The 13,237-nt window shown below is 66.9% G+C and carries 14 protein-coding genes; 5 read left to right on the top strand and 9 right to left on the bottom strand.

The features are described from left to right. Positions 1-58: 58 nt before the first annotated feature. Complete coding sequence (locus ACN9MU_RS20240) at positions 59-817, bottom strand: hypothetical protein (protein WP_426343361.1); 759 nt, start codon at positions 815-817, stop codon at positions 59-61. Between the two features lie 178 nt (positions 818-995). Between ACN9MU_RS20240 and ACN9MU_RS20245 the strand changes: the two genes are divergently transcribed. Genes ACN9MU_RS20245 through ACN9MU_RS20255 form a run of 3 tightly spaced genes read left to right on the top strand, consistent with a single transcriptional unit; the run spans position 996 to position 3,768 of the window. After that, entirely contained in the window at positions 996-1,976 is a 981-nt protein-coding gene (locus tag ACN9MU_RS20245; protein WP_426172248.1) for a L,D-transpeptidase Cds6 family protein, read from the top strand. A 5-nt stretch (positions 1,977-1,981) separates the two neighbouring features. Next, a complete protein-coding gene (locus tag ACN9MU_RS20250; protein ID WP_426162213.1) occupies positions 1,982-3,202 on the top strand; it encodes a L,D-transpeptidase family protein in 1,221 nt (406 codons plus the stop codon). Next, a complete protein-coding gene (locus ACN9MU_RS20255) occupies positions 3,172-3,768 on the top strand; it encodes a CPBP family intramembrane glutamic endopeptidase (RefSeq protein ID WP_426162214.1) in 597 nt (198 codons plus the stop codon). Before ACN9MU_RS20250 ends, ACN9MU_RS20255 begins: the two co-directional genes overlap by 31 nt. On the opposite strand, the gene ACN9MU_RS20260 is transcribed toward ACN9MU_RS20255, so the two are convergent. After that, positions 3,723-4,748: a GlxA family transcriptional regulator gene (locus ACN9MU_RS20260; RefSeq protein WP_426343362.1), complete on the bottom strand. Its 1,026-nt coding sequence runs from the start codon at positions 4,746-4,748 to the stop codon at positions 3,723-3,725. The genes ACN9MU_RS20255 and ACN9MU_RS20260 overlap by 46 nt on opposite strands. Positions 4,749-4,813: 65 nt before the next feature. Between ACN9MU_RS20260 and ACN9MU_RS20265 the strand changes: the two genes are divergently transcribed. Further along, positions 4,814-5,563 (top strand): SDR family oxidoreductase, encoded by a 750-nt coding sequence (locus tag ACN9MU_RS20265; protein WP_426318385.1) that lies wholly within the window; start codon positions 4,814-4,816, stop codon positions 5,561-5,563. Between the two features lie 3 nt (positions 5,564-5,566). On the opposite strand, the gene ACN9MU_RS20270 is transcribed toward ACN9MU_RS20265, so the two are convergent. After that, positions 5,567-7,057: an AMP nucleosidase gene (locus ACN9MU_RS20270; protein ID WP_426162217.1), complete on the bottom strand. Its 1,491-nt coding sequence runs from the start codon at positions 7,055-7,057 to the stop codon at positions 5,567-5,569. Positions 7,058-7,100: 43 nt separating this feature from the next. Between ACN9MU_RS20270 and ACN9MU_RS20275 the strand changes: the two genes are divergently transcribed. After that, a complete protein-coding gene (locus ACN9MU_RS20275) occupies positions 7,101-7,844 on the top strand; it encodes a substrate-binding periplasmic protein (protein ID WP_426162218.1) in 744 nt (247 codons plus the stop codon). A 2-nt stretch (positions 7,845-7,846) separates the two neighbouring features. Here the strand turns inward: ACN9MU_RS20275 and ACN9MU_RS20280 are convergent, their stop codons facing one another. The 6 genes from ACN9MU_RS20280 to ACN9MU_RS20305 all read right to left on the bottom strand — a co-directional run bounded on the left by ACN9MU_RS20280 (position 7,847) and on the right by ACN9MU_RS20305 (position 13,174). Continuing rightward, positions 7,847-8,431 carry an NAD(P)H-dependent oxidoreductase gene (locus ACN9MU_RS20280; protein WP_426343363.1) on the bottom strand — a complete coding sequence of 195 codons (585 nt, stop codon included), beginning with the start codon at positions 8,429-8,431 and terminating at the stop codon, positions 7,847-7,849. After that, positions 8,428-9,927 carry a thymidine phosphorylase family protein gene (locus ACN9MU_RS20285; RefSeq protein WP_426343364.1) on the bottom strand — a complete coding sequence of 500 codons (1,500 nt, stop codon included), beginning with the start codon at positions 9,925-9,927 and terminating at the stop codon, positions 8,428-8,430. Before ACN9MU_RS20285 ends, ACN9MU_RS20280 begins: the two co-directional genes overlap by 4 nt. A 64-nt stretch (positions 9,928-9,991) precedes the next feature. Further along, a complete protein-coding gene (locus ACN9MU_RS20290; RefSeq protein WP_426343365.1) occupies positions 9,992-10,717 on the bottom strand; it encodes a TorF family putative porin in 726 nt (241 codons plus the stop codon). Beyond that, the gene (locus ACN9MU_RS20295) at positions 10,675-11,946 is read right to left on the bottom strand and encodes a S8 family peptidase (protein WP_426323803.1); all 1,272 of its coding nucleotides are present in this window, start codon (positions 11,944-11,946) and stop codon (positions 10,675-10,677) included. The genes ACN9MU_RS20290 and ACN9MU_RS20295 overlap by 43 nt, the downstream gene beginning before the upstream one ends. After that, complete coding sequence (locus tag ACN9MU_RS20300) at positions 11,946-12,626, bottom strand: zf-HC2 domain-containing protein (RefSeq protein ID WP_426343366.1); 681 nt, start codon at positions 12,624-12,626, stop codon at positions 11,946-11,948. The genes ACN9MU_RS20295 and ACN9MU_RS20300 overlap by 1 nt, the downstream gene beginning before the upstream one ends. Next, complete coding sequence (locus ACN9MU_RS20305) at positions 12,623-13,174, bottom strand: RNA polymerase sigma factor (RefSeq protein WP_426162226.1); 552 nt, start codon at positions 13,172-13,174, stop codon at positions 12,623-12,625. Before ACN9MU_RS20305 ends, ACN9MU_RS20300 begins: the two co-directional genes overlap by 4 nt. Positions 13,175-13,237: the final 63 nt, after the last annotated feature.

Genomic DNA, 13,237 nt, shown 5'->3' on the forward strand with positions numbered 1-13,237 from the left:
CTCGGTAATGGGGGAGTCCAGATATTAACATTGTTGTTACCACAAGCCCTGCGGGGGCCTAAGGCTGGGCAGTGAAGCGCAGGACCAGTTGGCCGCCGGCTGCCGCCATGATGGGCTCCAGCCACAGGAAGACGGGCGGATCGCCGCAGCCCAACCGCAAGCTGGCGGCATCGGTGGCAAGTTCGAGCACGCGGCCCGTGGCAGGGTCGAGCAGGCGCAGCGAAGCCGCGCCGTTTCCGTGCTTGTCCAGGAGGTAGCGCGCCTGCCCTGGAAATTCGGCCAGCGGGCGCGGCGAACGGCAATCCCATGGCGTGCCGGCCACGTCGCGCTCGTGTTCACCGGCCGGTACGACGCGCGTTGCGCCTACCTCCAGCTGCTGGCCGAGGACATCGCCCTCGCCGGCCATATTCAAGGCGATGCGCAGGCAGACGGTGGCCGAAGCGGCTGCCGGCGCCTGGCAATGCAGCGTCAGGCCGTTCGCCTCATCCAGCCAATAGGTCGCCAGCACCGCTTGCGGGCCCGGGCTGGCCAGGCGCAGGCCGACGCTGGCATCTTCCACCAGCGGCATGGCGTGCCAGGGCACCCGGTGCAAGGCGCGCCCCGGCGCCGGCAGCAGGTGGATGCCGCAATCGGGCGCCGCGCCATGGATGACGTTGGCGAGCCGGCCACGCCGGTCGGGTGCTTGCAGCTTGGCAATTGCACCGCCCAGGGTAGTGATCCTGGCTTCCATTCCGTGGCGGTTGCAGAGCGCAAAAATGAACAGCGGCAGACCCTCCGCCGTATGCCCCGCGTCCTCCTGCGTAATACTTAGTTCCATCTTCTAAGTATATTCAGCCCCCTGAGTTTTGATAAAATGGTTCTTTATTTCCCGTCGGCAAAATAAATAAATGCAGGCATCGCAAATTTCCTCTCGTACAGCCCTTGCGCTAGGGGCCGCGCTATTAATCGCGTGCTTTTCCGCGCAGGCCGATGAGGTCGCAGATATCAATAAAATGATGCGCAGTGGACAGCTGCCAGCCGCCTTGGCGAAGGTTGATGTTGCGTTATCGCAACGGCCAAAAGATGCGCAATTGCGATTTATTAAAGGGATGATTTTGTCCGAACAGGGCAAAACAGCCGATGCAATTAATGTTTTCCAAAAGCTGACGGAAGATTATCCCGAATTACCGGAACCTTATAACAACCTGGCCGTGCTGCACGCCTCGGGCGGCAATTACGATAAGGCCCGCGTGGCACTGGAACGCGCGATTCGCACCAACCCGGCTTATGCCACCGCCCACGAAAACCTGGGCGATGTCTATGCCAAGCTGGCCAGCCAGTCTTACGACAAGGCCATGCAGCTGGCCGATCCGAGCCAGCAGCCGCCGCAGAAGGCCAAGCTGGCAATGGTGCACACCTTGACGCCGAAAGGCGGAGAAGCTGCCTCGCCGCTGGCTGCAATCGCTGCGGCGCCGGCGCCCGCGCCTGTCAAGGCGGCGGCGCCTGCCGCGGCGCCGGTCCCGGTCGTGGCGCAGGCCAAGCCCGTGGCAAGCGCCCCGTCCGCCGCGCCGGCTGCAGCTTCCGCACCAGCTCCCGCCCCGGCGGTACAATTGGCAAAAGCTGCTCCGAAGGCTGAGCAGGTACAGAAGGAAGACGCCGATGGCGCCGATGTCATCAAGGCTGTCGATAGCTGGGCCAAAGCCTGGAGCGCGCAAGACATGAAAGCCTACCTGAATGCTTACGGCAGCAATTTCCAGACGCCGAAGGGCCAGAACCGCAAAGCCTGGGAAGCCGACCGTACCGCCCGCATCGAGGGCAAAGGCCACATCAAGGTAAGCGTCGAGGCACCGCAAGTGACGGTCAACGGCAATACGGCGACCGTGAAATTCCGACAGAAGTATGTGTCGGATCGCCTCAGCACCACGGGCCGCAAGACACTGGTGCTGGAAAAGCAAGGCAAGAATTGGCTGATCAGGCAAGAGCAGTCGGGGGGCTGATGGAGATGTCGAAGCGAGCAAGTGCCAGCGCCGCTGCCGCGCTGTTGGCAGCATGCGCCGTGCTGGCGCCAGCCGGCACCGGCATGGCCAAGTCCATCCATCCAGCCGAAGCCCCGCGCGCCCGGCAGGATGCCGAAATCATGCTGCTTGAGATTTACAAGAATCTGCGCGCCAGCCAGCTCCAGGAGGCGATGGCCAAGGCCGACGCACTGGTGCAGGCTTACCCGAATTTCCGCGTCGGCCACCTGATTCGCGGCGACCTGCTGCTGATGCACACCAAGCCGGTGGCCCAGCTCGGCGCCGGCGCCAGCGGCCCGGCCGACAAGCTGAAAGACTTGCGCGACGAAGCGCGCGTGCGCCTGCAAACCTTGGTGGCGCGCCCCGGTCCCGAACTGGCGCCGCGCTCCGTGCTGCAGCTGCGCGCCGACATGCGCCATGTGCTGGTGGTCGACGCCACGCAATCGCGCCTGTACGTCTACCAGAACAACAACGGCGAACTGAAACTGGTCACCGACTACTACATCAGCCAAGGCAAGCTGGGGGTCGACAAGTTCCGCGAAGGCGACCAGAAAACCCCGCTCGGCGTCTACTACATCACCGGCCGCGTAGCGGGCCCCAAGCTGCCCGACTTCTACGGCGCCAGCGCGCTGCGCATCAACTACCCCAACGAATGGGACCGCCTGAATGGCCGCAGCGGCGGCGGCATTTTCCTGCACGGCACGCCGGCCGACAATTACAGCCGCCCGCCCCTCGCTTCCGACGGCTGCGTGGTGCTGACCAACGACGATTTGCGCAAGCTTGAAAACACCGTCGATATCGGCAGGACGCCGGTAGTGATCGCCGACCACCAGGAGTTCATCAGCAAGGCCAAATGGGATAACGAGCGTTTTACCGCGAACCGCCTGGTCGAATCCTGGCGCGCCGACCTGGTCAGCGCCGACAGCAAGCGGCTGTTGAAGAATTATTCGGGCAAGTTCAAGTCGGCCAATGGCGAAGACCTGAAGACCTGGTACGAAAAAGACATGCGCCCGCTGGCCAGCGTGAATGGCCTCAGCGTGTCCCTCAGCGAAGTCACCATCTTCCGCTACCCGAGCCGCGACGATATGCTGGTCAGCACCTTCACCCTCGAATCGAAGATCGGCAAGAACCGCTCCACCCAGCGCAAGCGCCAATACTGGGCGCGTGAAGGCAGCGAGTGGAAGATCATCTTCGAAAGCATGATCTGAAAATCCCCCTGCGCACGCAGCTACTGAGTTGCGCCGCGCTGGCGGGCATCGCCCTTGCCATCCTCCTCTTCCGGCGCCAGCGGCTTGCCGCACTGCTGCTGGGCGGCTGGCCATGGTGGCAGCAAGCGCTGGCCGGCATCGCGCTGGGGCTGGCCGCCGGCGGCATGTCGGCCCTGACCACATTGCGCAAGCCCCATGCCGAAGCGGTGCAGCGCACCGCCGCCAGCTATACAAGGCTGGACCTCAGCGGCTGGAATCCCCTGTGGATTTCGCTTGCCGCCGGGGTTTCGGAAGAACTGCTGTTCCGCGCCGCGCTGCAGCCGCTGGCAGGCGTCTGGGGCGCCAGCCTGCTGTTCCTGCTGGTGCACGCCGGCGCCTACGACTTCCGCCGCTTCGACCGCGCCGCCCTGTGGCAGGCCAGCGGCGTATTCGGCATGGGCGTGCTGCTCGGCTTCGCCTTCGACTACATCGGCTTGCTGGCCGTGATGATCGCCCATGCGCTGGTCGACATCATCGGCCTTTACCTGGTGCGCCGCATAGCGGAAGGCGCAAAGCGCTTGCGGTAATCGCTGGGAGAAACGCCCAGCTTGCGCTGGAAGACGGTGCGCAGCCGTTCTTCATTGCCAAACCCGCACAGGCGCGCCACCTGTTCGACCGTGCGTTGCGATGCCTCCAGCATGCGCCGCGCAGCCTCAAGCCTGAGTGCCTCGACGCCCTTGGCCGGCGTGCGGCCGGTCTTCTCCTTGTACACCCGCGCGAAGTTGCGCGGGCTCATATTCACCTGGCCGGCCAGCACTTCGACGGGCAGCTCCAGCGTCAGGTTTTCCATGATCCACAGGTGCAGGCGTTCGAAGGTATCGCCGCCCGCCTCCTGCGCCAGCAGCAGCTCGCTGAACTGCGCCTGGCCGCCGGGGCGCTTGAGGAAAACCACCAGTTCGCGCGCCACCTGCATCGCCACCTCGTACCCGCAATCGGCCTCCACCAGCGCCAGGGCAAGGTCGATGCCGGCTGTGACGCCGGCCGACGTCCATACCGCCTCCTGCCGCACGAACAGCGAGTCGCGGTCGATGTCGACGGCCGGAAAGCGCTCCTGCAGCAGGTCGCACATCGCCCAGTGCGTAGCGGCCCGCTTGCCGTTCAACAGGCCGGCCTGCGCCAGCAGGAAGGTGCCGCTGCAGACCGATGCCGTGCGCCGCGCGCGGCTTGCGGCAACCGCTAGCCAGTCGCTCAGCTCCCGCAACAACGATTGCACGCGCGGCATCTCCGGCGAACCGGGAACGATGATCGTGTCGATCTCCTGCAGGAGGAAGGAAGACAGCGGCTCGGTCGCCAGGGCCATGCCTTCGGCGCTGCGCACCATGCCGCCGGCCAGGCTGGCGACCCGGCGCGCATAGCCTGGCAAGCCGCGTTCGCGCATGCGTTTGTCGGCGGCCCAGAACACGGTCTGGGGGCCGCTCAAGTCCAGCAGGCCCACCTCTTCATAAGCCAGGAACAGCACCAGGCGTTCGCCCTGCATATTTGGCAGGAAATTAGGGGTATTCGTCATTCCTGCCGATTCTCGCCGTCCTAAGATGGTCTGTCAACGTGACAGCAACCCATAGGAGAAAAACCATGAAAATCGTAGTCATTGGCGGCACCGGCTTGATTGGCGGCAAACTGGTCAAGCTGCTGCAGGCAAAAGGCCATGCAGTGCTGGCGGCATCACCGGGCACCGGCGTCAACGCCGTTACCGGCGACGGCCTGGCCGCCGCACTGGCCGGCGCCGAAGTCGTGGTCGACGTGGCCAACTCGCCGTCGTTCGCACCGGACGACGTGCTGGACTTCTTCCGGAAATCCAGCCACAACCTGGGCAAAGCGGAGAAAGAGGCTGGCGTGCGCCATCACGTGGCGCTGTCGATCGTGGGCACCGACCGCTTGCCGGAGAACGGCTACTTCGCCGCCAAGGTGGCGCAGGAGGAACTGATCAAGCAAAACGGCGTTCCCTACACCATCCTGCGTGCCACGCAATTCATGGAATTCCTGGCCGCCATCGGCCAGTCGTCGGCAGTGGAAGGGACCATCCGCCTGTCGCCGGCCCTGATCCAGCCAGTGGCGGCCGACGACGTGGCGCAGGCGCTGGCCGATGTGGCGCTGGCCGCGCCGCTGAACGGCACCAGCGAACTGGCGGGCCCGCAAGCCTACCCGCTGGAGCAGATCGTGCGCCGCGCGCTGGCGGCGGCCGGCGAAACGCGGCCGATCGTGACCGACCCGCAGGCGCCCTACTTCGGCTCAGTCCTCGATCATGGCAGCCTGGTGCCTGCCGCCGATGCAAGGCCCCGCCTCGGCGCCGTCAGCTACGAAGCGTGGCTGAAGCAGCGCTAAGCCTTACTGGAAGGCCACCTCGGCGAAGCTGCGCAGCTTGCGGCTGTGCAGCTTGTCCGAGCCGAGGCCGCGCAGCAGTTCCAGCGCGCGGATGCCGATGCGCAGGTGCTGGTCGACGCGGTCGCGGTAGAACTGGTTGGCCATGCCGGGCAGCTTGATTTCGCCGTGCAGGGGCTTGTCGCTGACGCACAGCAGCGTGCCGTAGGGGACGCGGAAGCGGAAGCCGTTGGCGGCGATGGTTGCGCTTTCCATGTCCAGCGCCACGGCGCGGCTCTGGCTGAAGCGGCGCTCCGGCGTGCGCTGCGGCAGCAGCTCCCAGTTGCGGTTATCGGTGCTGGCCACGGTGCCAGTCCGCAGCACACGCTTCAGGTCATGGCCGCCCAGCTGCGTCACTTCGGCCACCGCCGACTCGATCGCCACCTGCACTTCGGCCAGGGCCGGAATCGGCACCCACAGCGGCAAGTCCTCGTCCAGCACATGGTCTTCGCGCACGTAGCCGTGGGCCAGCACGTAGTCGCCCAGTTGCTGCGTGTTGCGCAGACCGGCGCAGTGGCCCAGCATCAGCCAGGCGTGCGGGCGCAGCACCGCAATGTGGTCGGTCGCAGTCTTGGCGTTGGCCGGGCCGACGCCGATATTGACCATGCTGATGCCGCTGCCGTCGGCGCGCACCAGGTGGTAGCCCGGCATCTGCGGCAGGCGCGGCGGCGCCGCGCCCAGGTCGTCGCCCGGCTGCATGGCGTGGCCGACGCGGCGCGTGACGATATTGCCCGGCTCGACGAAAGCCACGTAGCCGTCGCTGTCCGGACTGGCCATCAGCTCATGGCCCAGGCGCACGAATTCGTCGATGTAGAACTGGTAGTTCGTGAACATGACGAAGTTCTGGAAATGCTCGGGCGAAGTGCCGGTGTAATGGCGCAGCCGCTGCAGCGAATAATCGACGCGCGGCGCGGTAAACAGCGACAGCGGCTGCGCCTCGCCCGGCGCCGCTTCGAACGTGCCGTTGGCAATGCCGTCGTCCATGGCAGCCAGGTTGGGCAGGTCGAACACGTCGCGCATCAGCAGGCGCCGCTCGGCGCTCAGGCTGCCCTCGATGTGGTCATGCTCGGCAAAGGAGAAGTGGATCGGGATCGGCTGGGCGCTCAGGCCCACTTCGATCTGCATTTGCTGCTGGCCGTGATTCTTCAACAGCAGGCGGAATTGTTCGGTGTAATAGCCTTCAAACAGGTCGGGGCGCGTCAGCGTGGTCTCGAAGGCGCCCGGGCCTGCGACAAAGCCGTACGACAGGCGCGAATCGGCGCGCGCCACGGTTTCCGTCTGTACCCGCACATATGGGTAGCAGGCGCGCACGCGCTCGGTGGGGGTTTCGCCCTCGACAAAGCGCTGCAGGGATTCGCGCAGGAAGCGGATACTGTCGTCGTAAATCGCCCGGACCTGGGCCAGTGCTGCGGATGGATCGTCAAACATGCGGGGTGCTACGTGGGGACGGCTGAACATCGTGCGACTCCTTTCTGCTGTTGCCCCCTATTATAATGGCAGCATGTGGCAGAAATATTTCATCGGGTTGCTGGCGACAGCCGGCGCGGCAGGAGCGGAGGCGGAAGCGCCGCTGACCGTGGCCTGGCGCGAAAAGCCGCCCTACTATTATTTTGACGAAAGCAAGGTCGCGAAAGGCTTCATGCTGGAACGCGCCAGGCAGGTATTCGCCGCCGCCGGCGTGCCTGCGGTCTTCGTCAACGAGCCGCAAAAGCGCATCTGGGCCAATTTCAACCACGGCATGCCGAACTACTGCTCGATCAGCTGGTACCGCCTGCCCGAGCGCGAGGCCGTGGCGCAGTATTCGGTTCCGGTGCACGCGGACCTGCCGCACGCCGTGCTGGCGGTGCCGGCGGTGGCGGCCCGCATCCGGTCGCACCCCAGCCTGAAATCCCTGCTATCGGACAAGTCGCTGACGCTGGCCGTAATCGACGGTGTCTCCTACGGCCCGGAACTGGATGCCCTGATCAACACCAGCCAGAACCGCATCATGCGCCGCACGGTGGAAACATCGGCCATGTTCCGCATGGTGGCCTTCGGCCGCGCCGACTACCTGTTCGTGGACCGCGAGGACTGGAACTACCTGCGGCTCAAATTCCCGGAATTGCAGTCGCTGGTGCTGATCGATTTCGCCGACATGCCGCCCGGCCTGAAGCGCTACATCGTCTGCAGCCGCGACGTGCCGGCCGACACGATGGAGCGCCTGAACCGCGCCATCATGGCGCGCAGCGATACCCCGCGCCGCTAGCTTCAGATTCCCTTGGCGCCCAGTACCTGCATGCGCTGGCGCCATGCCGCCACAGCCCCGGCAGCCATCTTTCCGGCGCCGCCAACCAGCGTCTTGCGCACCGGCTTGATGCCGACGAAGTTCAGGATATTGCGTTCCAGCGATTTCAGGCTGTGGGCGCCGAAGTACCAGCGATAGATCAGGGCCGGCATGCCCATCGTCACCACCACGCGTGCGCTGCGGCCGGCCAGCAGCCCCGCTTGCAGCGGATTCTTGGCTTCCCGCGCCAGCGCGAAGCCGGGCCGCGCCACCTGCTCCAGGAATGCCTTCAGGCTGGCCGGCATGTCGCCCAGCCAGAGCGGATAAAAGATGACGATATGCAGCGCATCCTCGATGGCGCGCTGCATCGGCGCCAAGGCCGGCGGCACCTCGCCTTCTTCCCATTCATGCGCGTTGGCCAGCATGGGAAACGCCAGCGTTGCGGGCGTAACGACCTGCACCTCGTGGCCGGCCGTGCGCGCGCCATCGACGTAGGCTTCGGCCAGCGCGTGGCACAGGTGCCCTCCTGCAGGATCGGGGTGCCCCTGGATCACGAGGATCTTGCTCACGCATCCTCCACGGTGACCAGGTTGCTTTGCGCTTCGGCGTATTCCAGCGCGTAGGCCAGCTCGCCCGGCGTGTCGGCATGGATCGCCAGGATCGGCTGCCCCACTTCGAGCCTGCCGCCCAACGGCGCGAAGAATCGCACGCCAGCAGCGGCGGCGCGCGGCGCGCCGGCCAGCTTGGCCAAGGTGGCCAGCTTGCGGTTGTCGATGGCGACCACGCGGCCGGCATGGCGCGCTTCCAGCACATGGGTGCAGGCCGCGACAGGCGGCTGGCGCAGGCCGCCCTGGGCCGCGCAGATGGCCTGGAACTTGGCCCAGGCGGCGCCGCTATCGAGCGTCTGCGCGGCCAGCGCCATGCCTTCGCCGGGGGCGGCGCGGCCGCCCAGTTCCAGCACGCCTGCGGCCAGCGCCAGCGCGCGCTGGCGCAAGTCCTGCGGCGCATCGGACGCACCTTGCAGCACCGCCAGCACGTCCATCGCTTCCAGCGCCGGGCCGATACCGACGCCGACCGGCTGGCTGCCGTCGCTGATGACGCACTTCACGGCCAAACCAAGCGCCCGCCCCGCCCCCTCCAGGCGCTCGGCGAGCTGGCACGCGGCCTGCCCGGAGCGCACCTTGGCCGTGCGCCCGACCGGGATGTCGATCAGCACATGGCTGGCGCCAGCCGCCAGCTTCTTCGACAGCACGGAGGCGACCAGCAAGCCATCGCTATCGAGTTCCAGCGGGCGCTCGACGCGGATCAGGACATCGTCGGCCGGGCTCAGTGTCACGCTGCCGCCCCAGACGATGCAGCCGCCCTCCTGCTGCACCACGCGGCGCATGGCGTCGATGCCGATCGCCACCGGCGCCAGGGTTTCCATGGTGTCGGCCGTGCCGGCCGGCGAAGTGATGGCGCGCGAAGAAGTCTTGGGCATGGTCATGCCGCAAGCGGCGACGATCGGCACCACCAGCAGCGTGGTGCGGTTGCCCGGCAGGCCGCCGACGCAATGCTTGTCCACCACCACTTGCGACGGCCAGTGCATGCGCTCGCCCGCCGCCGCCATGGCGCGCGTCAGGGCGATGGTTTCCGCCAGGTCGAGGCGGTTGCCGGAACAGGCGGTGATGAAGCTGGAGAGGTGGATGTCCGGATAGCGCCCGCCGGCGATATCGGCGATGATGGACTCGGCCGCTGCGTCGTCCAGCGGCCGGCCGTGGATCTTGCCGCGCACCGCCGCGAACGATGCCAGCGGCGCCGGGTGGCGCACGCTGACTGGCGCACCCGGCGCCGCAGCCAGCGCTTCCCAGGCCGCCTCGGACAGGCCGATGTCCTGCTCGTCCAGCAGGTCGCCGTCTACCACGTTCAGCGTGGCCGCGACGACCTGCGTGCCGCATTGCAGCTCGATGCGCGCTTGCGCTTCAAAGCCTTCCGCCAGGCAGACCTTGCAATCGCGCCGCATGTAGGCCACCGGCTGCTGGTAGGTGTCGATGCCGAGCCGCCTGGCCCGCAATGCATATCCCATGTGTCACTCCTTTCGCCCAGCCTATGCGATAGCCCCGGCGCACGGAATGACCTGGATCAAAATTTCAGAAGCCTCGCGCCAGGCCTAGAACCACTTTGCTGCGCACCTTGCTGGACGGTGCGCTGGCGGTGTTGCCGTAGCCGGCTACGCCGCCGGTTCCCTGGCGGCGCAGGCGGGCCGCATCCAGCGAGAGCTGCATTTGCCAGCCCTCGACCGACGTGCCGACGCCAATGCGCCCTTCGGCGCGGTTGCTGGCTGCATTGCCGGGCGCAGACAGGTAGCCCCCGCGCCAGAAATAGCGCCAGCTGGAGCCTAGCGCGCCGCCGCCATTGAGTTCAGCATATACCGTACGCTCGCGGAAGCCGAGGTAGTCGGGCGAATAATGCAGTCGCGCCGAGTAGTTTTCGAATGCCAGGCCGGCGAACACTTCGCGGAAATTCCAGTCCGGCGCGCCGTGGAAGGCGTAGGCCGACATGCCGGCTTCCCATGACAGGCCGGACGGCAGGCGCTGCGCATAGCCGCCATATCCCAGCCACTGGGCTGTGCGGTGCGATTGCGGCGCCAGTTGGCCGCTGACCACCTGGCCACCGGCGAACCAGCCATTGGCGCCATCGACATCGAGCGAGAGCCGCGCCGCCGGCTTGCCGGAACTTAAGGAGATGCCGCGGTACATATAGTCCGATACGATGCCGGCGCTGCCGCTCACCTGTGCCTGCGCACTCGCTGCAAGGATGCAGGCCAGCCCGGTCAGGGCGAACGTGCGAGGTTGTCGGAGGGAGGGTTGGGGCATGCGCAGGAACATTTACCGGTAATGCGCATGATGGTGGCGCAAAGATCTATCCCCGTCAACGGTGCGGGACCGCTATTGCGCACGATGCCCTCGTGCAGGCGCTCGCCGCTTAGCTGCGGCTTGAGTTCGCCGATCAGGGCGAGCATGCCGCTGACATGCGCGGCCGCGTAGGAGGAGCCGGACACCATGCCCCAGCGCGCGCCGGGCATGGTGGTCGGCACGTCGCGTCCCGGCGCCAGCAGGCATTGGCCGCCATGGCGCGGCGCATCGTCGGCAGCGACGGCAAACACTCCGGGACTGTTGGCTGGAAAGCCGCCATCGCCACGCGCCGGATCGATCGCGCCGACCACGCGGATGCCGCGCGCCTGCGCCACGCCGACCAGCTGCTGCAACAGGCGGTCCTGCGGCCCGGACAGGCTCAGGTTGATCACTTGGGCATTGTGCAGCAAGGCATAGTTGAGAGCCTTGGCCAGCGTGAAGCTGTTGCAGCGCGTGCCGCCGTCGGCTTGCCAGCAGGCCCGCAGCGCCATCAGCCGGGCTTCCGGCGCCACGCCGGCGATGCCGATGCCGTTGTCGGCGCGCGCGGCGATCACGCCCGCCACCGCCGTACCGTGCTCCTCGGCGACGTAGGACTGGCCGTCGACGAAGTTCTCCTGCACCGCCACCTGGCCGGCCAGGTCGGGGTGGTTGGCCTCGACGCCGCTGTCGATCACGGCCACCAGCACCTTGCGGCCGGTGGCCGACTTGCGCACCTGCTCCAGTTGCCAGGGCGCGGCGGCGGGCTGCACGCGGTACAGCGGGTCGCCCGAGGCGCCGGAGCCGCCTTGCGCGCTGAAATCCTGGATCGCCTGCGCCCAGGCGACACGGCTGTCGCGCGACAGGGCTGCCAGCACGGCCGACGGGTCCTGGCCGGCGGCAAGGCGCATGCGATAGCAATCGACATTCAGGGCCGGCATCGGCCAGTCTTCCATCATTTGCAAACCGTGCTCGCGCGCCAGGGCGGCGGCAATGCGCTGGCGCGCCAGGCGGCCCGCATCGTCGCGGTAACTGGCGCCGCTATAGCCATCGGCCCGGAAATGCGGCGCCGGCAAGTGCAGCATAACGAGGATTTCGCTGGCCCTGGCCGCGGGCGCCGCGACAGCGTCCGGCCTGGCCTGCGCCGCTGCCTGCGCGCCGGGCGGACCTGCCAGTGCGCACAGCGCCCAAACAATCATGGCGGCCCAACGCATCACTGACCGCCCTCCGCTGCCAGCGCTTCTGCCAGGTCCACGGCGGGATCGGCGCGCAGGGCTGCCAGCACTGGCGCGCGCTGCGCCGGTTCGACATCGAGCAGCCAGGCGCCGGTGGCGGTCGGGCCGCCAACCAGGTGGGCGCCGGAGATTTTCAACAGCCGCTGCACGTCCTGCACGCTGGCATCCGGCTTGAACACCACCAGCACGTCGGGCGTGGCCGCCGGTGCGCTGCCGAGCGCCTTGTATGCAGGCGGCGCGCCGGACGGCAGCATATTGGCTGCCAGCACGACAATCACGGCTGCCTGGGCGGCGATGGCCCAGCCCTTCCAGTCGCCGGGCCCGCGCAGCCAGTCCAGCAAGGCACTGGCGAAGCGGGACGACGCCGGCACGGCGGGAGATGGCTTGGCGACGGGCTGGGCCAAAGGGGACGGCGCCTCGTCCAGGCGCGGCATCAGGCGCGCCAGGGCGCGCTCGGGGTCCAGGCCGGCCGGCAACGGAGCTGCCGTTTCGATCAGGCGGCGCTGCCAGGCCAGCTCGGCGCGGCATTCGGGGCAATCGCGCAAATGCTGCTGCACGCGTGCCGCCTCGCCGTCGGCCAGCGAGCCGGCGGCATACCAGGGCAGCAGTGCCTGCATGTCCTGGTGCTCCGCAACGTTCGATGGGTCTTGCGTATTCATCGTATCTCTTCCAAATGATCGGACAACATGTCCTTCAAGCGCAGCCGGGCGTGGAACATGCGCGTCTTCACGGTATTGACCGGGCAGCCGATGGTCTCGGCGATCTCCTGGTAGGCCATGCCGTGGTAATAAGTCAGGCAGACCACGGCGCGCTGCTCCAGCGGCAAGGCGTCCAGCGCGCGGCCGACGCCGCGCTGCAACTGCAAGGCCGCCAGCGCATGCTCGGGCTCGTGCCATTCTTCGCCTGCTGCATCCGGCGCGTCCTCCAGCGGCTCGTCCAGGCCGCGCAGGGCTTTCAGGGCCTGGCGATAGGCAATGCCGAAAATCCAGGTGGAGACCTTGCTGCTGCCGTCATAGCTGGAAGCCTTCTGCCACACCACCAGCATGGTGTCGTTGACGATTTCTTCCAGCAGCGGCACATTGCGCGTCATGCGGTCGAGGAAACGGGCCAGGCGCGGGAAGTAGGCGCGATACAGGGCCTGGAAAGCCAGGCGATCGCCGCCTCCTACCAGCCGTACCAGCTCACCGTCGTCCACGTCCCCTGTCACTCCCGCCCTCCTGCCAAGCCGCATGCACTTTTCTCCTTTTTACGCCTGTGAATACACAGCCGG

It is taken from the genome of Pseudoduganella sp. R-32 (assembly GCF_049913245.1).
GTDB lineage: Bacteria > Pseudomonadota > Gammaproteobacteria > Burkholderiales > Burkholderiaceae_D > Rugamonas.